An 18,284-nucleotide genomic window follows, 5' to 3' on the forward strand; every position below is an offset into this window, starting at 1 on the left:
ACCGTACCTGCGCCGCCTGCATCAGTTGCTGCCGTCTGTAACGCCGGAGACGCTCACGTCCAGTGCTCCGTGATCGCCTCGATCACCGCGATGATGGCATCGGCGTCAGCGTCCGGCGCACCGTCCGCCTGCACGTGAACGTCCTCCCCGAGCAGGTCGATGATGTGTTCGGCGTACCGCTGGTCAGGGTCGGCCCGGGACTCCAATTCGGCGACGGCGTCCGGACCTGCGTGTGCGAGAACACTCGTGCGGATACGTGCCCGCTGGTCATCGGTGAAAGGTTCCAGAAACCGCATCAGTGCCTCCATCCCGCCCGGTTGCGGGGCCAGCATGTCACGACCTGGCCGTGATTGTTCAGCACCACCGTCGCATTGCGGCCGATGTACCGAAAGGTCGTTCCGTGTCGGCCGGCTTGCCGCACGACCCGCTGTGGATGACGGACCGCATCGCGGAGTGCGGCGTCGTTGACACCGTGACCGTCGCGACCGAGTCGGTTCTGCTGACCGTGTTCGGTGTAGCCGGTGATCTGCTTGGGCGCGGCCGGCGGTAGCGCCGGACGATGCTTGGCCGGCGGTAGCGCCATGCACCGGGCCCGCCATCTCGCCTGTTCGGCCCGCAACGCGGCGGCTTCCGCGTTGTAGGCATCTGACTGCGCCTGCTGCTGCGGTATGCGGAAAACGTGCGGCCGCGCGTTGTGCGCCTGTATGCGTGCCGCCAACGACTGCCCCTGCTGGGCACACGACGCAGACGGCGCGGCATCCGCGACGGCCGCGACCGTCGGCGCACCGGAACACAGCAGACCCACGAACAGGAGTACGACCACCCACACACGACGAGTCACCCTGGGCCACCTCTTCGATTCAGAAGTATTGCGGCAGAGGCATCTTGGATGATGCATGCCGGATACCGGCGGACCGCCGATCATCTGGGAATGACCGTAGCGGCGGCGGCGCGGCAGCGGCATCGTTCACGCGACCGATCGTCCGCCCGACCGACCCCGGGAACAAAAGGCACGGGTGGAATGATCGAGCCGTGAGCACAATCGTCTTCGTCCATGCCCATCCCGACGATGAGGGCACGGGCACCGCAGGCAGCATGATCCGAGCGTCGCGCGAGGGTCACCGGGTGGTCGTCATCTACTGCACCGACGGTGATCCGGGCGACGTCCCCGACGATCTCGCGCCCGGCGAGACGGTGGCCAGCCGACGACGCGGTGAGGCAGAGGCCTCGGCGGCCATCACCGGCACGGCACGGGTGGAGTGGCTGGGCTACGCCGACTCAGGGATGACGGGCTGGGCCCAGAACAACACCGACGGGGTCTTCGCGCGCGCGGACGTCGACGAGGCCGCGCAACGTCTGGCCGACCTCTTCGACGACGAGGGCGCCGACGTCGTCGTCGGCTATGACTGGCACGGCGGCTACGGCCATCCCGACCACATCATGCTGCACCACACCACGCGTGCCGCGGTGGAACTCGCGGCGAAGCGACCCCGCTACCTCGAGGTCACGATGAACCGGGATCTCATGCGACAGCTCTTCATCCTCACCACCGAGATGGGCATGGAGGGATTCGACCCCGACACCGCCGGCGACGACGGCAATCCGATCGGCACACCCGAGGCCGAATTGCACTGGGCCGTCGACCTCGGCGATGACGTGATGACCAAACGCGAGGCGCTCGCCTGCCACGCCAGTCAGAGCGACGTCAAACAGATCCTGGCCATTCCGGTCGAGGCCTTCCCGATCGGATTCGGCACCGAGCATTACATCGAACCCGGCCGGCCACCCGGCATGGTGCGGGGCTGGTGGCTCGACGACGTGCCGACCGGTTAGCCCAGATCGGCACCCCGTCGCGGCGGGCACGCCTCGAGCCAGGCATTCTCCGTCTCATCGAACACCCGCGAACGGGCAAGGAACCGAACGCCTTCCGGCGCTTCGAGACTGAAGCCGGCGCCGCGCCCTTTGGTCACGTCGATGATCATCTGGGTGTGCTTCCACAGCTCGAACTGGTCGCCGTTGATCCAGACCCGGACATCGGGGATCGGCTCGGCGAGTTCGATCTCGCCGACGAGCACATCCCGTTGCCCGACTCGGTATTCGCCTGCGGGATAACACATCGGGGCAGAGCCGTCACAGCATCCACCGGACTGATGGATCATGAGTCCGCCGTGCAGCTCCGACAATTTCGTCAGGAGCTGCACGGCGGCGTCTGTGGCGACCACCCGATCAGGACCGTTCTGTTCTGACACGGGGATCAAACCTCTGCTTTCTGTTACGTTGCGGCCCTTCGTGACGCTCGGCTGGCGCCTCGCTCCTCAGGGACCGTGGGGCTGCCCGCGCAAGCTCCCCCAACCGATCCCTGAGGAGGTCCGGAGCGCTAGCGCTGCGCTAGCGCAGGACCGTCACGAAGGGCCCTTCGTGACGCATCCTCGCAAGCTCGGAGGCTCCTCAGGGACCGGGGGCAGCGCATCCTCCCAAGCTCGCTGCTCAGGGACCGGGTGAGTCTTGGATCAGAAGAAGCCCTTCGCATTCTGCGCATATCCGACCAGCAGGTTCTTGGTCTGCTGGTAGTGCTCGAGCATCATGAGGTGGGTCTCGCGACCGATGCCGGACTGCTTGTAGCCACCGAATGCGGCGTGGGCCGGGTAGTCGTGGTAGGTGTTCGTCCACACGCGACCGGCCTGGATCTCGCGGCCCGCGCGGTATGCGGTCGCACCGTCGCGGCTCCACACACCGGCACCGAGACCGTAGAGGGTGTCGTTGGCGATGTGGATGGCGTCGGCGTAATCCTTGAACGTCGTCACCGCGAGCACCGGACCGAAGATCTCCTCCTGGAAGATCCGCATCTTGTTGTGCCCGTCGAACACGGTCGGCTTGATGTAGTAGCCGCCCGACAGGTGACCGCCGAGGTCGGCCGGCTCACCACCGATGAGGACCTTGGCACCTTCCTCCTTGCCGATCGCGAGGTAGGAGCTGATCTTCTCGAACTGGTCGTTGGAGGCCTGGGCACCCATCATCGTCTCGGTGTCGAGCGGATCGCCCTGCTTGATCTGACTGACCCGATCGACTGCCTTGGCGATGAACTCGTCGTAGATGTTCTCCTGGATGAGCGCGCGGCTGGGGCAGGTGCAGACCTCGCCCTGGTTGAGCGCGAACATCGAGAAGCCTTCCAGCGCACGGTCGAGGAAACCGTCGTCGCTGCTCATAACGTCGTCGAAGAAGATGTTGGGGCTCTTGCCGCCCAGCTCCAGCGTGACCGGGATGAGGTTCTCCGACGCGTACTGCATGATCAGGCGGCCGGTGGTGGTCTCACCGGTGAACGCGATCTTGCGGATTCGGTTGCTCGATGCCAGCGGCTTGCCGGCCTCCACGCCGAACCCGTTGACGACGTTGAGGACGCCGGCAGGCAGCAGGTCCGAGATGAGGCTGATCAGGTAGAGGATCGACGCGGGCGTCTGCTCGGCGGGCTTGAGCACGACCGCGTTTCCGGCGGCCAGCGCGGGGGCCAGCTTCCACACGGCCATGAGGATCGGGAAGTTCCAGGGGATGATCTGGCCGACGACGCCCAGCGGCTCGTGGAAGTGATAGGCGACCGTGTCCTCGTCGACCTCGGAGATCGAGCCCTCCTGGGCGCGCAGCGCACCGGCGAAGTAGCGGAAGTGGTCGATCGCCAGCGGGATGTCGGCGGCCAGGGTCTCGCGGACGGCCTTGCCGTTGTCCCAGGTCTCGGCGACGGCGATCTTCTCGAGGTTGGCCTCCATGCGATCAGCGATTCGGAGCAGCACCAGCGAGCGCTCGGCAACCGAGACCTTGCCCCACTGGGGTGCGGCCTTGTGAGCGGCGTCGAGGGCGAGTTCGATGTCCTCGGCGGTCGAGCGGGCGACCTCGCAGAACGTCTTGCCGTCCACCGGGGAGGGGTTCTCGAAATACTGTCCCTTCACCGGCGGGGTCCACTGACCACCGATCCAGTTGTCGTAGCGGGACTCGTAGCTCATCACCGATCCATCGGTTCCGGGCTTTGTGTAGACGGTCATCTGTTGTGCTCCTCAGTGTGTTCCGAGTTGAGGTGACGGGTTGTCACACGGGCCACGAGCGGACCCTCATGTGATCTGGTGCACACACTAGGAGCGGGGTGGTTGCACCTGCGTTGCAGCGACGTACGCAACGTTGCAACCAGACCTACGCGCTGGTCAGAGGCGTGATCGTGGCGCGACGACCGACGTGATCCGTTCCAGCGCCTTGGTGAGCAACTCCGGTGAGCACCCGACGTTGAGCCGCGCGAACCCGCGTCCCTGGCTGCCGAACGCCGGTCCCGAATGCAGCGCGACGCGGCCGCGCTCGAGGATGGCGGCCGCAGGGTCGTCGCCGAGCCCGGTCGCGCGCAGATCCAGCCACGCGAGGTAGGAGGCCGACGGACGGTGCAGCAGCACACCGGGCAGATGCCGCGCGATGTGTTCCTCGAGAAGGTCCAGGTTGCCGACGATGACGTCGAGGGTGTCGTCGAGCCAGTCGTCGCCCTGGGCGAATGCCGCCTCGCTACCTGCGCGGCCGATGATGCTGGTTCTGAACCCGACCTCCTCCGGCTGCCGGTCGATCAGTGCCCGGGCGCGTTCGGACGCCGTCACCGTCAAGGCGCACTTGGCGCCCGCGATGTTGAATCCCTTGCTCGCCGTGCGCCGCGACGCCGACGTCGCGTGCCACGTCATTCACCGCGAGGAACGGCGTGTACTCGGTGCCCGGGTGGACCAACGGCGCGTGGATCTCGTCGCTGACCACGACGGCGTCGTACTCGGCGGCCAGATCTGCCAGCCGCGCGAGGTCGCCGGGCGGATGAATCAGGCCCAGCGGATTGTGCGGATGACACAACAGCACCGCCCGCGCACCGGCGTGCAACGCCTGCTCGATCCCCGGCAGGTCCAGGTGCCAGCGGGCAGCATCTTCCCCGTCCGCGTCGAAGCACAGCGGCACCTCGCACAACTGGCCGCCCGCCTCGGGGATCAGTTCGAAGAACGGTGGATAGACGGGCGGAGTGATGATGACCGGATCTCCCGGCTCGATCGCCACGCGTAGCGCCTCCACGATCACCACGCTGACGTCGGTGGTCAGCCGCACGTCGGCGGGTTCCACATGCCAGTCCCAGCGACGTCTGGCGAAACCGCTGAACGCCGTCCCCACCTCGCCGGTGCCGCCGCAATAACCGACGTCGGATGTTCGTATCTGCGCCGTCATCGCGTCGGCCACCACCGGGGCGAGCGCAAAGTCCATCTCCGCGACGAACATCGGGATCACGTCGTCGGAGTAGGTCCGCCATTTCGCGCTTGTGCGCCGTCGCAACTCGGCGAGTTCGGGTGTCACCGTTGCTCTCGTCACCAGTCCCTGCTTACCACCGGCGATCGCGCACTCCCACCCGAATCGGACAGTGACGGGTCCGCCGACTTTGGGCAGACTGGGCACATGACCTTCACCGCACGTGATTTCCCCGTCCGTATCGGCCTCCAGCTGCAGCCGCAGCACGCTCCCGAGTACTCGATGATCCGTGACGCCGTGCGCCGCGCCGAGGACATGGGCGTCGACATCGCCTTCAACTGGGATCACTTCTATCCGCTGTACGGCGCTCCCGACGGCGAGCACTTCGAATGCTGGACCATGCTGGGCGCGTGGGCCGAGCAGACCAGTCGCGTCGAGATCGGCGCCCTGGTCACGTGCAACTCCTATCGCAACCCGGAGTTGCTCGCCGACATGGCGCGCACAGTCGACCACATGTCCGGTGGCCGCCTCATCCTGGGCATCGGGTCAGGCTGGTTCCAGAAGGACTACGACGAATACGGCTACGAGTTCGGGACCGCCGGAAGTCGCCTGAACGACCTGGGTGAGTCACTGCCGCGGATCGCCGACCGTTTCGGCAAACTCAATCCGAAGCCGACGCGCGACATCCCGGTGCTGATCGGTGGCGGTGGCGAGAAGAAGACGTTGCGGCACGTCGCCGAGTACGCGAACATCTGGCACTACTTCGTCGACGTGCCGACCTATGAGCGCAAGTCCGCGATCCTCGATGAGCACTGCGCGGCCGTCGGCCGCGACCCCTCGGCCATCGAACATTCCGCCGGTGTCCGAGCACGCACCGCCGACGATGCGGTTCGGGAGGCCGATGAACTCGTCAACGCCGGGATCTCGCTGATCACCGTCGGGTCGTCCGGACCCGACTACGACCTGTCGGCACTCGAGGCCGTCTGCAAGTGGCGCGATTCGCAGAACGGGTAGCGCGACCGGATGACGGGGGTCCGAGCCTGTCATGTCCGGCCGATAGATTGGTACGCATGCCTGCCTCTGCCACGCTCATCCGTCGGCTGGGCCTGACCCTCGTCGTCCTCGGTCTTGTCGCCCTGATCACCCCCGGTCTGTTCGCTTCCGTCCCTGCGCACGCCGAACCGCCCACCCGGTTACCCACACAGGTGGTCGACTCGGCGAACGTGCTCACCACCGCGCAACGCAACCACCTGCAGAACTCGATCGATCAGCTCTACACCGACCACGAGGTGCAACTCTGGGTTGTGTACGTGCGCAACTTCGAGGGAATGTCGGCCGAGCAGTGGGCGCAACAGACCGCAGCCACAAGCGATCTCGGCGACCGTGACGTTCTGTTGGCGGTGGCCACCGACGATCGCGCCTACTACTTCAACTCGGCCGAGGCCATCGACGAACTCGACCAGAACGCGCTCGACGACATCGCCCGCGGCGACATCGTCCCCGCGCTCAAGGACAACAACTGGGCCGGTGCCGGCGAGGCTGCCGTGACCGGGATCTCGTCGGCCATGACACCCTCGCACACCGGACTCATCACTGCGGCAACCGTCGGCGGGGTCGCGATCGTCGGCGGAGCGGGGGCGCTGCTGTACACCCGCCGTCGCAGACAGCGGCGCATCGACGCCGGTGTCGAGGCCATGCGGGAACAGGAACTCACCGGCGACCAGCTCGTCGAACAGCCGCTCGAGGTACTCGACCCGTGGTCCCGGGAGGTCCTGACCGACACCGACAACGCGATCCGCACCAGCGAGGAGGAGCTGGCGCTCGCGATCGGTGAGTTCGGTGAGGCCGAGACCGCTCCGTTCTCGGCGGCACTCGCCGAGGCCAAGAAGGGTCTGGCGGATTCGTTCGCGGTGCGCCAGCGCCTCGACGACGCGATCCCCGAGACACCGGACGAACAGCGCGCCATGCTCGTACAGATCATCACCACCTGCACCGACGTCGACGCCGCACTCGACGCCGAGGTGGAGAGCTTCGACGCCATGCGCAACCTGCTGATCAACGCCGACAGCCGACTCGCCGAGCTGACACAGAAGCTCGTCGCGGTCCGCGCACGGATCGAGACGTCGCAGACCAGGCTCGACGAGCTGATCGCCAAACACGGCGAGACGGTGCTGGCCTCGATCGAGCACAACGTCGCGCTGGCCCGTGAGGAAGTGGACTTCGCCGAGCACAGTGCCGACCAGGGACGCGAGGCGGCCGCTGCGCCTGCGGGCGAGCAGGGGCCGGCGGTGGCCGCCATCCGCTCGGCCGAAGGAGCCATCGACCAGGCGAACAAGCTACTCGACGCCATCGACAACGCCGATCGCAACATCGCTGCCGCGCACACCCGGATGCCCGCGCTGATCGAGGAGGTCGACGGCGAGCTCGCCGAGGCGGCCGCGCTCACCACCGATGGCGGGCCGGATCTGGCGACCGCGGTGTCGACCGCGACGACCGCACTGGCCAATGCCCGTGACAGGTTTCACGACGATCCGCTGGGCACCTTCACCGCGCTGGCCGATGCCGACGCGGATCTCGACGATGCACTCGACGCCGCACGGTCGGCCTCGGCGGAGCGGCAGCGGCGTACCGAGCGGCTGAACGCGGCCATCACCTCGGCGGAGGCCAGGGTCTCGGCCGCAAGCGATTTCATCGCGACCCGGCGCGGCGCCATCCAATCCGTGGCCCGTACCCGGCTCGCCGAGGCGCAGCGCCTGCTCGGGGTGGCCACCGACACCGCCGCCACCGACCCGGCAACCGCGGCCGCCACCGCACGCCGGGCGGGCTCTCTCGCCGACCAGGCGTTGATGGCGGCCCAGGGTGACGTCGCACAGTGGCAGCAGAGCCAGACCCCGCACCAGTCGGGACCGTCGGTCGGCGGCGCCGTCCTGGGAGGCATCCTCGTCGACAGCTTCCTGCGCGGCACTCTCGGGGGCGGCGGACGCGGCTGGGGCGGGGGCGGCTTCGGCGGGGGCTACGGCAGCGGTGGCCGCAGCCCCGGCTCGTTCGGTGGGTCAGGCTCGTCCGGCCGGATCGGGGTCGGCGGGCGGTTCTGACGGTCGGCTACCGCCGCGAGGTGCGGCGCAGCCGTGTGTTGACGAACTCGCCCAAGCCCCAACGGCCCAGCTCACGTCCGTAGCCGGAGCGCTTGACTCCGCCGAACGGCAGGCCGGGCAACGTGGTCCCGTGCTCGTTCACAAAGGCCATCCCGACGTCGAGGCGGTCGGCCACCTGCTTGGCCTTATCGAGATCCGTGCTCCACACCGATCCGCTCAGTCCGAACCCGACGTCGTTGGCCAACGCCACCGCCTCGTCGACCGACGACACGCGGTAGACCATGCCGACCGGACCGAAGATCTCCTCGGCGTAGGCATCCATGTCGGGCGTGACGTCGGTGAGTACGGTCGGCTGGAAGAACGCACCGTCACCCTCGATCGGTCGTCCACCGGTCCGCAGGGTCGCCCCTTGCTCGACGGCGTTGCTGACCTGGTCGGCGATGGTGTCACGGGCGGAGATCGACGAGAGCGGCCCCACGTCGGAGTCCGGATCCGACGGATCGCCCACGGTCGCGGACTCGAACCGGGCGACGAGCGCCTCGACGAAGTCGTCGTAGAACTCGTCGAGCACGATGAAGCGCTTGGGTGAGTTGCACGCCTGTCCGGCATTCGAAAGACGCGCCGCAGCAGCTATTTTCGCCGTCCGCGACAGGTCCTCCGTGTCGAGGACCACGAACGGATCCGACCCGCCCAGCTCCAGCACGGACTTCTTGAGGTGCTCCGCGGCAACCTTCGCCACCGCAGCTCCGGCCGCCTCGCTGCCCGTCAGCGAGACACCGCGAACAGCCGGATCGCCCAGTAGCTCGGCGATCTGGTCACTCGAGGCGTAGACGTTGACGTAGGCGCCCTCGGGTACGCCGACGTCGTGCAGGATGTCGGCCATCAGCTGGGAGGAGGCGGCGCAGATGGACGCGTGCTTCAGAATGATGGTGTTGCCCAGCAACAGGTTCGGCGCCACGAACCGCGCGACCTGATAGTAGGGGTAGTTCCATGGCATCACGCCGACCAGCGGCCCGACGGGACGCCGCTGTACCAGCGATTCCTGTGCTCCCTGCGGATCGAGTTGCTCATCGTCGAGCAGTTCTGGTCCATGCTCGGCGTACCACCGGTAGATGTCGGCGGCGAGTTGCACCTCGCCGGCCGCCTGTGCGGCAGGTTTGCCCATCTCGGTCGTGATCGTCGCGGCGAGTTCGTCGGCGCGCTTCTCGTACAGCTCGGCTGTGCGCGTGAGCGCGGCGGCCCGGTCGGCAACCGGGGTCTGACTCCAGTCGGCGTACGCGGCGAGCGAACGTTCCGCGACGGCGTGGACCTCGTTGTCGGGCAGGCCCGCGAATTCGCGTTCGGTCGTGCCGGTGGTGGGATTGGCCGTCATATATGTACTCACAGAACACCGTCCTTTCCGTTGACGGTCGGTGTTTCCTGATTGCGCTTGGTTGAACCCGGGGTGCGGCGGTCTCCCGCCACGCCCTGTTTGCTTCAGGTTCATGCGCACCTGCCCGTGCGTTTCACTCGCATACCTAACGTTCGGGCAGTCTCGTCCAGCCTACAGAAAGCGCCCGGGAAGGCTCTATCGTGCGTATTCCGTTGCAGTTGTTCGCATCATCAGGGGAACAGGTCGGCCGCTCCGCGCGTGCGCGGGCCACCTGTCGCTACAAATGCGGCGAGGCGTGCTGGCATCAGCCTGGCAACACCAGCGACAATCCATACTTTCGGGACATGCTGCGCGCCAGCGCATCTCGTCGAGCAGTGCTGCGATCGTCGGCCGGTGCGGCCGTCGCTGTCGGCGCCACATCCGTGCTCGCCGCATGTGGTGCAGGCGACTCGTCGGACACCTCGCCGACCTCGTCGTCGCCGGCAGACACGACCGCACCGCCGGGAATGAATTTCACACCGGTGCAACCGAACACCAAGGATGCCCTGATTATTCCCGACGGGTACCGACAGCAGGTCGTCATCGCCTGGGGCGACCCGGTGCTCCCCGGCGCGCCCGCGTTCGACGTCGCGAACCAGACGCCCGAGGCCCAGGCGATGCAGTTCGGCTACAACAACGACTTCGCCGGCCTGATCCCCGTCGACGGCGTCTCGGGACACCACTACCTCGTCTGCAACCAGGAATACACGACCGAGGAATTCATGTTCCCCGGCTACACGGGCGAACCCACCGAACAGCAGGCCCGCACCTCGATGGCCGCGCACGGCATCACGGTGGTCGAGGTCGCCGCCACGCCAGGCGGCGGAGCATTGACTCCGGTTGTCGGACAACGCAATCGGCGTATCACGGCGACGACGCCGATCCGACTGACCGGCCCGGCCGCCGGCAGCGAGTACACGCGGACAGCCGCGGATCCCACCGGTACGACGGTCCTCGGCACCATCGCCAACTGCTCGGGCGGACTCACTCCGTGGGGCACCATGCTCTCGGGCGAGGAGAACTTCAACAACTATTTCAGCAACGTCTCCGCGGTGACCGATGCCACCACCAAGGAGCGCCTCGACCGCTACTCCTTCACCGACGACGCCGACTACCACCAGTGGGGTCGTTTCGACAGCCGGTTCGATCTCGCCCAGGAACCCAATGAGGCCAACCGCTTCGGCTACGTTGTCGAGGTCGATCCCCACGACCCCGCCTCGACGCCGGTGAAGCACAGCGCGCTGGGCCGTCTCAAGCACGAATCGGCGACGATCCACGTCGTGGGCTCCGGGCCCGAGGAAGGCACGGTGGTCGCCTACAGCGGCGACGACGAGAGGTTCGAGTACATCTACAAGTTCGTCTCCGGTCGGAAGATGAAGACCGGCCTGTCTGCGGCGGCACGGTCGCACAACCTCGGCATCCTCGACGAGGGAACGTTGTACGTGGCGTCGTTCACCGGCAACGACCCGGCCGCCATCGACGGCAGCGGGAGCCTCCCATCCAGCGGCTCCTTCGCGGGCAGTGGCACGTGGCATCCGTTGCTGACCGTCAACGCCGACGGTTCGGCACGTTCGCATGTCGCCGGCATGAGCCCCACCGAGGTGGCCGTCTTCACCCGGATGGCTGCCGACAAGGCCGGTGCCACCAAGATGGACCGCCCCGAGGACATCGAACCGCACCCCCGGACCGGCAAGGTCTATTGCGCGCTGACCAACAACTCCAAGCGCGGCACCGACGGCGAGGCCGCCGCCGACTCGGCCAACCCTCGCAACGAGAACAAGAACGGCCAGATCATCGAGATCACCGACAACCACGCCGGCACCGACTTCACCTGGGACCTACTGCTGGTGTGCGGCGACCCGGCCGAGGCGGACACGTATTTCGGTGGGTTCGACAAGACGAAGGTCAGCCCGATCTCCTGCCCCGACAACGTCGCTTTCGATCCGCACGGCAACCTCTGGATCTCCACCGACGGCAATGCGCTCGACACGAACGACGGCCTCTTCGCGGTGGCGCTCGACGGTGAGCAGCGTGGCATGACCAAGCAGTTCCTCACCGTGCCGATCGGCGCGGAGACCTGCGGCCCGATCGTCGATCAGGATCGCGTGATGGTCTGCGTGCAGCATCCCGGCGAACTCGACGACCATTCCGCAGACAACCCGGGGTCGCATTGGCCGGACGGCGGCACCACGCAGCCACGTCCCGCAGTGGTGGCGGTGTGGCGCGACGGCGGCACCCCGATCGGGGTGTGACCGGAGCCTGAACCACCGTGCGTCACCACCCGGTCCCTGAGGAGCCTCCGAGCCTGCGAGGATGCGTCACCACCCGATCCCTGAGGAGCCTCCGAGCCTGCGAGGATGCGTCACGAAGGGCAACCCTCGGTCAGACTTGGCTCAGTCGCCCTTGCGCCCGATGACGAAGTAAGCGATCGGCCCGAAGTAGTTCACGAAGCTCAGGCCCACCCACAGCGGTTTCGGGCCCTTGACCTGCGCTGCCGGGCGACGCTTGAGATCGCGCAGGGCCGCGCCCTGCAGGGCGAACTGCACGATTGCGCCGACGATGATCAACGCGCGCGAACGGGGCGGGAGCTCGGAGAACCGCTTCTTCGGACCTGTCATGCACTTCACAGTAGTCGTCGCTTTTATTTCGAGAGCCTAAGTATTAGGCTTGCGAATGTGTCTGATTCCGAGGTCTCCGCGTTGGCGGTCGCACTGCGACCGACAGTGACCAGGCTCTACCTGTCCCTGCGACGTCGCACTCCCATCCAGGAGTATTCCGCCGCGCAGGCGTCCGCGCTGTCCGTTCTGCTCGACGACGGACCGATGCGCATGGGAGCACTCGCCGAACGCGAGTCGATCCGCATGCCGACCGCCACCGCGCTGATCGACGGTCTCACCCGCAACGGACTCGTCGAACGTCGTCCCGACCCCGCCGACCGCCGCGCCGTCATCGTCGATCTGACCGACCATGGCCGCGCTGTTCTCGACCAGGTGCGCGGACGTCGCGACAGCATCCTGACCGCTGCCCTCGCCGAGCTCAGCGACGCCGACCGCGCGGCGCTGGCCGCCGCCGCCCCCGCGCTGGCAGCACTCCGCGAACAACTCGATGCCCTCCCGGCACACGCCGGAGCGACGACATCGACCGAATGATCCAGAGGAACACATGACAGTCATCGACAACCGTGGGTGTCACCGACACCACCGGCCGAACACCACGAGCCCTCCCTGATGGAGACCTTTCGTCAGCAACCGCGCACGGTCTGGGTGACCGCGTTCGCCGCTGTCATCGCCTTCATGGGAATCGGTCTCGTCGACCCGATCCTCAACTCCATCGCTGAAGCGCTCAATGCGCCGCCGGAGAAGCTGACCCTGCTGTTCGGTGTCTATGTCGGCGTCCAGTGCGTGGCCATGCTGCTGACCGGTTGGGCCGCTTATCGATTCGGGCCCAAGCGGACTCTGAGCGTCGGTCTGACGTTCATCGTGATCGCCGCTTGTGTCTCGGCCTTCGCGAGCGGCATCGATCAGCTCATCATCTACCGGGTGCTGTGGGGCCTGGGCAACGCGTTGTTCATCGCGACCGCTCTCGCCTTCATCGTGTCGGCGGCCAAGGGCAGCCAGCACGGCGCCATCATGCTCTACGAGGCGGCCCTGGGCGTCGGCCTCGCCGTCGGCCCGCTGCTGGGAACCGTACTGGGCGAATGGAGTTGGCGTGCACCGTTCGCAGGCACGGCGATCCTCATGCTCATCGGCGCCATCCTGTGTGCCGTGATGCTCCCGTCGGATGGACCACGGACCAACCGCGTCCCCGTACGGATCGTCGACCCGCTCAAGGCTTTACGTAACCGCACCCTGCTGATCACCTCCATCGGTTCGGCGTTTTACACGGGAGCCCTGTTCACCGTCATCGCCTGGGCGCCGATCGCCATGGGTCTGCGGCCGATCTACGCCGGCCTCGTCTTCTTCGGCTGGGGCCTGTTGACCGCACTCGCCGGGGTGTTCATCGCACCTCGACTCGCCGACCGGATCGGGCAGAAGGGCGGCGTGATGTCGGCGATCGCGGTCTATGCGGTCGTGATGTCGCTGGCCGCGATCGGCGTTCTCGCCGGCCACGTCTGGTTGATCGGGCTGGCCGTGATCCTGTCCGGCTTGCCGTCCGGTGTGCTCAACACACTCTTCACCGGCGTCGCGATGTCGTCGGGCGACGCCTCGACCCCACGCTCCGTGTCGAGCGCCGGCTACAGCTTCCTGCGCTGGGGCGGTGCGGCCGTGTCCGCGGTGCTCGTCGCCCACCTCGCCGACTGGTTCGGTTCGGTCGCCGCGCCGTTCTGGTTCGCCGCCGCCTACTGTGTGGTCGCTGTCGCGGCCGTCAGCTTCGTCCGCAGCCAAGCCGCCGACAGCCATGAGGTCGACGAGCAGGCCGCGCTGATCGGGGCCGAGGAGTACTGAACCCTCCGACCCTCCTGAGCTGCGTCGATCATTTTTGTCGGACCGGTGTCGTAGATTGGGTGTCAGCGAAATCGAAGCAGTGATGTGATGCCGGATCGGCCCTGTAGGGGTCGGTCACTTTTCAGAGATATGTGGGACGTGTGGTTTCGCCGTGTCCATCTCTCTGAAAGGTGTTGTGCGGTGTCGGGTTCGGGTTCGGGTTCGGAGTGGGCGTTGTCGTCGTGGTGGGGTGAGGCCTCCCCCTGGCCCGACCTGGCGCCGATCTTCACCGGCGGTCTGCACGCCGACCAGATCGGCGACGCCGACACCAACGAGCTGCTCGGGTCGATGGCCGCCACCCAGCGCGGTGTCGCGTATCTGGCCTGGCACAACTATCAGCTGGCCGCCGAACTACACCAGCGTGTGGTCGGTGAACAGCCGCGCCCCGACGATCTGTTGGTGGTCGACGGGTTCGCCGACTGCGCCGCCCGGATCGCGTTGGCGTTGAGCATCTCCCAGACGACAGCCGAACAGCTGGTGCGTGAGGCACTGGCCCTGCGTGATCGGCTCCCCCAGGTGGCCGAACGGCTGCGCCAGGGCCAGATCTCGCCGGCGCGGGTGGCCTCGATCATCGCCCGCACCGACCTCCTCACCGGGCAGAACGCCATGCCCGACGTGGATGCCGAGATCGCCGCCGAACTCGACCTGCACCGCGGGGCGTGGTCGGCCGAACGGCTGCGCGACATGGTCGATCGGATCGTGTTTCGCCACGACCCCGACGCGGTGCGCGAACACCGCCGCCGCGCCCTGGCCCAGCGGCGTATGTGGACCACCCCGCAACCCGACGGCATGGGCCAGATCACCGCCTCGATGGCGGCGGAGAATGTGCGGATTGCCGCCGCCGCCGCGGTCACCGCGTTGGCTGCGGCCGCCTGTGCGCACGATCCGCGCACCACGCAGCAACGCGCGTCGGATGCGATGTTCGCGTTGCTGTCCGGAACCCGGTTCGAGTGCCGGTGTGGGCGCGAGGACTGTGCCGCCCAGATCCCGGAGCCTGCCACGGTGCCGCCGGTGGATGCCAAGATCGTCATCCACGTCGTCTGCGACGAATCCACCCTGACCGGTGACGCCGCGCATGCCGGGTGGATGGCCGGGCACGGAGTCATCTCTGATGAGCACGTCCGCGAGTTGGCGGCCCGCCCGGACGCGATCGTCAAACCTCTGGTGCCCACGGGCACCCCGCAGAATCCGGACGGCACCTACACCCTGCCCGCACATCTACCGTCGAACCCCTACCGGCCCTCGACCGCGCTGGATACCTACATCCGGATTCGGGATGGCTACAGTGTGGTGCCCGGCAACGACACCCCCTCCTTCGCTCCGGGGGCTGATGTGGAGCATGTCGCCGAATACGACCACACCCACCCCGCCGCGGGTGGGCAAACGGTGCCGGAGAATCTGAACATCAAAGACCGGTTCTTCCACCTCATCAAAACGTTCGGCACCTGGGTCGATGACCAGTACCGCGACCGGTGTGGCCGGTTACGCACCGAGTTCACCACCCCCGAAGGCCTGATCATCGCGGGCGACCCCAACACCATGGAACCGTTGTTCCCCGGGCTTCGGCGTGTCCGCATCCAACCCCCGGACCCACCCGCACCCGCCGTATCGGCGGACGCCCCGACCCCACCACCGACCCCACCCACCCGACCGATCACCCGACTGGCAGCCAAACACAACCGCAGACGACAAGAACGGATGCGCAACCGCCGACGACGCGAGGCCGACGATCAGTAGGACTACTGATCGTGGCCTCCCGCTGCCTACTCGCTCTCGTCGAGAAGGATCGGCAGTCCGACGTTGAGCGAATGGATGCCGACCGTGGTCGCCAACTTCAGCACCTCCAAAACCTCCCGCCGGGTGACGCCGAGATCGAGCGCGGCCCGGATGTGGCGACGCAGGCCCGGCGCGTACAGGTGGGTGCACGCGGCGTCGACGGCGATGCAGAGCAACTGAACCTCCCGGGGCGACAGCACCCCGCTCTCGTAGGGCTCCATCACCGACGTCATGTAGTTCTCGGTCCACTCGGGATCGAGTTCGTCCAATCCTGTCCACAGCTCGTTCCACGTGCCATCGGCCTTCATTTGCTCGACGATGCCCGGCTCCGCCATGTCACGCAGGAACTTCGGCCGTGCTGTGCTCGATCAATTCCTGTACCAACTCCACCGCACGTGGCCAGCGACCGTAGCCGGCTGCTGGGTTGAGGTGGCCCACCTTCCCGAGGTCGACCAGCCTGCTCCCCCAGGTCTCGGCCATGCCGGTGACCCGCCGGTATCCGCCGAGTGCGTCGTTGCGGCTCGCGGCCACGATGCTCGGGAACGGTAGCCGCCGACGCGGGATCGGTGGCCATCCACCGAGTTCGATGTCGGCGAGTGTCGGATAGCCCTCGGGCAGTGGGAGTTCCAGGTCAGCGGGGGTCACGAGCAGTGCCCCCTGGATGCGTCGGCTGGGTCGTTGGGCCCAATGGACGGTGGTCAGCACGCCGGCGCTGTGTGCCACGAGCAACACCGGCCCATCGACCTGCTGGAGGACGTCGTCGAGCGCAGTCACACGTGCGGCGCGGCTGAGCTTGTCACGCTCCAGCGGCGGTACGGTCAGCACGTCGTCGAGCTCGGCGGCGAGGTGCGTCTGCCAGTGATCGGCGACATGGTCACGCAGTCCCGGCACGATGACCACGGTCGGCTGCTTCGCGTTCACGCGGCACCGCCGATTGCTGCGAGCTTCCGCAGGCCCAGCGGATGCAGTCGTCGTCCGAGGACGAGCGCGGCGATCGCGATGACGTAGACGAACGGAGCCACTTGCAGCGCCCCGATCAATCCGAGGCGATCGGCGAGGACGCCGACGATGAACGGGCCCAGCGCGAGTCCGAGCAGATTGTTCGCGACGGTCAGCGTGCCCATTGCCGAGGCCCGCACCGAAGAGTGGGTCAGGTTGGCGACCATCGCCGCGGTTGGCCCCGACGATCCGGCGGAGAAGAACGCTCCGATGCCGACGAACACGAGTTGCGCTGTACCGCTGGCCATACCGAAACCGACGGTGAGACAGATCAGTGAGATGGTGCAGAAGCCGATGGCGGCGAACCATTTGCGGGTGATGTCATCGCGGCCGATCCGATCGGTCACGATGCCGCAGACGATCATGCCGCTGCCGATCAGCAGGATCACCGCCGCGGCCGCGACTCCGGCCTTGTCCGGCGCGAGACCGTAGTACCGATTGAAGAAGCTCGGCATCCAGGCCAGCAGGATTGCGGCCGTGAACATCTGCAGACCGCCGCCGATGTAGGCGCACAGCACGGCGGGATTGGTGAACAGGCTGGACACAGGTGCACGGAAGCCCTTGGGCGGTGCCGCGGACGTCCCGGCCACCGGGTCGTCGGCGGCATGGCGAGCCAGTTTGTCTTCGGTGACCAGTGCACGGAAGAGCGCCACCAGGATCAGTCCCAGGATGGCCATCGCCATGAACGACCAGCGCCAGCCCAGGTGAACGGCGATCACTCCGCCGAGCGCGACGCCGAGCACGGAGCCGAACGAGCCGCCGGCCATGAACGAACCGCTGAGCGTGGCGTGCACACGCGGCGCGAACACGCTGAGCACCACCGCGATACCGACACTGCCGTACGCGGCCTCACCGACCCCGACGAGGAACCGTGCACCCAGCATCTGCTCGTAGTTGGCGGCGACCGCACAGAGCACCGTGGCCACCGACCACAACGCTGCCATCACCACCAGGCTCCGGACCCGACCCCATCGGTCGGCCAGCAGCGACAACGGCAAGGTCAATAGACCCACCATGAGGGCGACGATGCTGGTCAGCGATGCGAGTTGGGAATCCGCGAGGGACCATGTCTCTTTGAGAAACGGGAAGACGGCGCTGAGCACCTGCCGGGACATGTAGTCCGACAGCAACAGTCCGAACGTGAGCGCGAAGACGATCCACGGGTACTTCCGGGATCGGGACGAGGCCGGCGCCGGGGTGGCGTCGTCGACCTGGTCGGTGACGGTGGCGGGGGTGGTCATGGGGTGCTCCTGGGGTGGGCTGGGAGAGAGG

16 protein-coding genes and 1 pseudogene are annotated in these 18,284 nt (G+C 67.1%); 7 read left to right on the plus strand and 10 right to left on the minus strand.

The window, feature by feature from the left end; genetic code table 11:
• Positions 1-53: 53 nt before the first annotated feature.
• Both AC4AMJ_RS24545 and AC4AMJ_RS24550 read right to left on the minus strand, forming a co-directional pair.
• On the minus strand, positions 54-296 hold the full coding sequence (locus AC4AMJ_RS24545) for a hypothetical protein (RefSeq protein ID WP_489898575.1): 243 nt from the start codon (positions 294-296) through the stop codon (positions 54-56).
• The gene (locus tag AC4AMJ_RS24550) at positions 296-841 is read right to left on the minus strand and encodes a hypothetical protein (protein ID WP_489915299.1); all 546 of its coding nucleotides are present in this window, start codon (positions 839-841) and stop codon (positions 296-298) included. The genes AC4AMJ_RS24545 and AC4AMJ_RS24550 overlap by 1 nt, the downstream gene beginning before the upstream one ends.
• A 191-nt stretch (positions 842-1,032) precedes the next feature.
• Here AC4AMJ_RS24550 and AC4AMJ_RS24555 point away from each other — a divergent pair, with 191 nt between their 5' ends.
• Positions 1,033-1,833, plus strand: a complete 801-nt coding sequence (locus tag AC4AMJ_RS24555) for a PIG-L deacetylase family protein (protein WP_489915301.1) — start codon at positions 1,033-1,035, stop codon at positions 1,831-1,833.
• Here the strand turns inward: AC4AMJ_RS24555 and AC4AMJ_RS24560 are convergent.
• The 3 genes and pseudogenes from AC4AMJ_RS24560 to AC4AMJ_RS24570 form a co-directional block, all read right to left on the minus strand.
• Positions 1,830-2,249, minus strand: coding sequence for a DUF779 domain-containing protein (locus tag AC4AMJ_RS24560; RefSeq protein WP_489915303.1), 420 nt, complete (start codon positions 2,247-2,249; stop codon positions 1,830-1,832). The genes AC4AMJ_RS24555 and AC4AMJ_RS24560 overlap by 4 nt on opposite strands.
• Before the next feature lie 261 nt (positions 2,250-2,510).
• Complete coding sequence (gene exaC / locus AC4AMJ_RS24565; RefSeq protein WP_489898571.1) at positions 2,511-4,034, minus strand: acetaldehyde dehydrogenase ExaC; 1,524 nt, start codon at positions 4,032-4,034, stop codon at positions 2,511-2,513.
• A 156-nt stretch (positions 4,035-4,190) separates the two neighbouring features.
• Positions 4,191-5,370, minus strand: a pseudogene (locus AC4AMJ_RS24570) (MalY/PatB family protein).
• A gap of 84 nt (positions 5,371-5,454) precedes the next feature.
• Between AC4AMJ_RS24570 and AC4AMJ_RS24575 the strand changes: the two are divergent.
• Positions 5,455-6,261, plus strand: coding sequence for an LLM class F420-dependent oxidoreductase (locus AC4AMJ_RS24575; protein WP_489898570.1), 807 nt, complete (start codon positions 5,455-5,457; stop codon positions 6,259-6,261).
• 56 nt (positions 6,262-6,317) lie between these two features.
• A complete protein-coding gene (locus AC4AMJ_RS24580; RefSeq protein ID WP_489915305.1) occupies positions 6,318-8,342 on the plus strand; it encodes a TPM domain-containing protein in 2,025 nt (674 codons plus the stop codon).
• A 7-nt stretch (positions 8,343-8,349) separates the two neighbouring features.
• On the opposite strand, the gene AC4AMJ_RS24585 is transcribed toward AC4AMJ_RS24580, so the two are convergent.
• Positions 8,350-9,726, minus strand: a complete 1,377-nt coding sequence (locus tag AC4AMJ_RS24585) for an NAD-dependent succinate-semialdehyde dehydrogenase (protein WP_489915307.1) — start codon at positions 9,724-9,726, stop codon at positions 8,350-8,352.
• 188 nt (positions 9,727-9,914) lie between these two features.
• Here AC4AMJ_RS24585 and AC4AMJ_RS24590 point away from each other — a divergent pair, with 188 nt between their 5' ends.
• Positions 9,915-12,005 (plus strand): PhoX family protein, encoded by a 2,091-nt coding sequence (locus AC4AMJ_RS24590; RefSeq protein WP_489915309.1) that lies wholly within the window; start codon positions 9,915-9,917, stop codon positions 12,003-12,005.
• Between the two features lie 141 nt (positions 12,006-12,146).
• On the opposite strand, the gene AC4AMJ_RS24595 is transcribed toward AC4AMJ_RS24590, so the two are convergent.
• Positions 12,147-12,371, minus strand: coding sequence for a PLDc N-terminal domain-containing protein (locus AC4AMJ_RS24595; protein WP_489898565.1), 225 nt, complete (start codon positions 12,369-12,371; stop codon positions 12,147-12,149).
• Between the two features lie 57 nt (positions 12,372-12,428).
• On the opposite strand from AC4AMJ_RS24595, the gene AC4AMJ_RS24600 reads away from it, so the two are divergent.
• From AC4AMJ_RS24600 to AC4AMJ_RS24610, 3 genes are all read left to right on the plus strand, one after another.
• Positions 12,429-12,902, plus strand: coding sequence for a MarR family winged helix-turn-helix transcriptional regulator (locus tag AC4AMJ_RS24600; protein WP_489898564.1), 474 nt, complete (start codon positions 12,429-12,431; stop codon positions 12,900-12,902).
• A gap of 78 nt (positions 12,903-12,980) precedes the next feature.
• Positions 12,981-14,198 (plus strand): MFS transporter, encoded by a 1,218-nt coding sequence (locus tag AC4AMJ_RS24605; RefSeq protein WP_489915311.1) that lies wholly within the window; start codon positions 12,981-12,983, stop codon positions 14,196-14,198.
• A gap of 180 nt (positions 14,199-14,378) precedes the next feature.
• Complete coding sequence (locus AC4AMJ_RS24610) at positions 14,379-15,974, plus strand: DUF222 domain-containing protein (protein WP_489915313.1); 1,596 nt, start codon at positions 14,379-14,381, stop codon at positions 15,972-15,974.
• A gap of 26 nt (positions 15,975-16,000) precedes the next feature.
• Here AC4AMJ_RS24610 and AC4AMJ_RS24615 read toward each other — a convergent pair whose 3' ends face one another.
• The 3 genes from AC4AMJ_RS24615 to AC4AMJ_RS24625 are packed head-to-tail and all read right to left on the minus strand — an operon-like array spanning position 16,001 to position 18,253.
• Positions 16,001-16,348, minus strand: coding sequence for a carboxymuconolactone decarboxylase family protein (locus AC4AMJ_RS24615; RefSeq protein WP_489915315.1), 348 nt, complete (start codon positions 16,346-16,348; stop codon positions 16,001-16,003).
• A 1-nt stretch (position 16,349) separates the two neighbouring features.
• On the minus strand, positions 16,350-16,934 hold the full coding sequence (locus AC4AMJ_RS24620) for an RBBP9/YdeN family alpha/beta hydrolase (RefSeq protein ID WP_489915317.1): 585 nt from the start codon (positions 16,932-16,934) through the stop codon (positions 16,350-16,352).
• Positions 16,931-18,253, minus strand: coding sequence for an MFS transporter (locus AC4AMJ_RS24625; RefSeq protein ID WP_489898558.1), 1,323 nt, complete (start codon positions 18,251-18,253; stop codon positions 16,931-16,933). Before AC4AMJ_RS24625 ends, AC4AMJ_RS24620 begins: the two co-directional genes overlap by 4 nt.
• Positions 18,254-18,284 lie beyond the last annotated feature (31 nt).

The organism is Gordonia sp. LMA484, assembly GCF_058129505.1.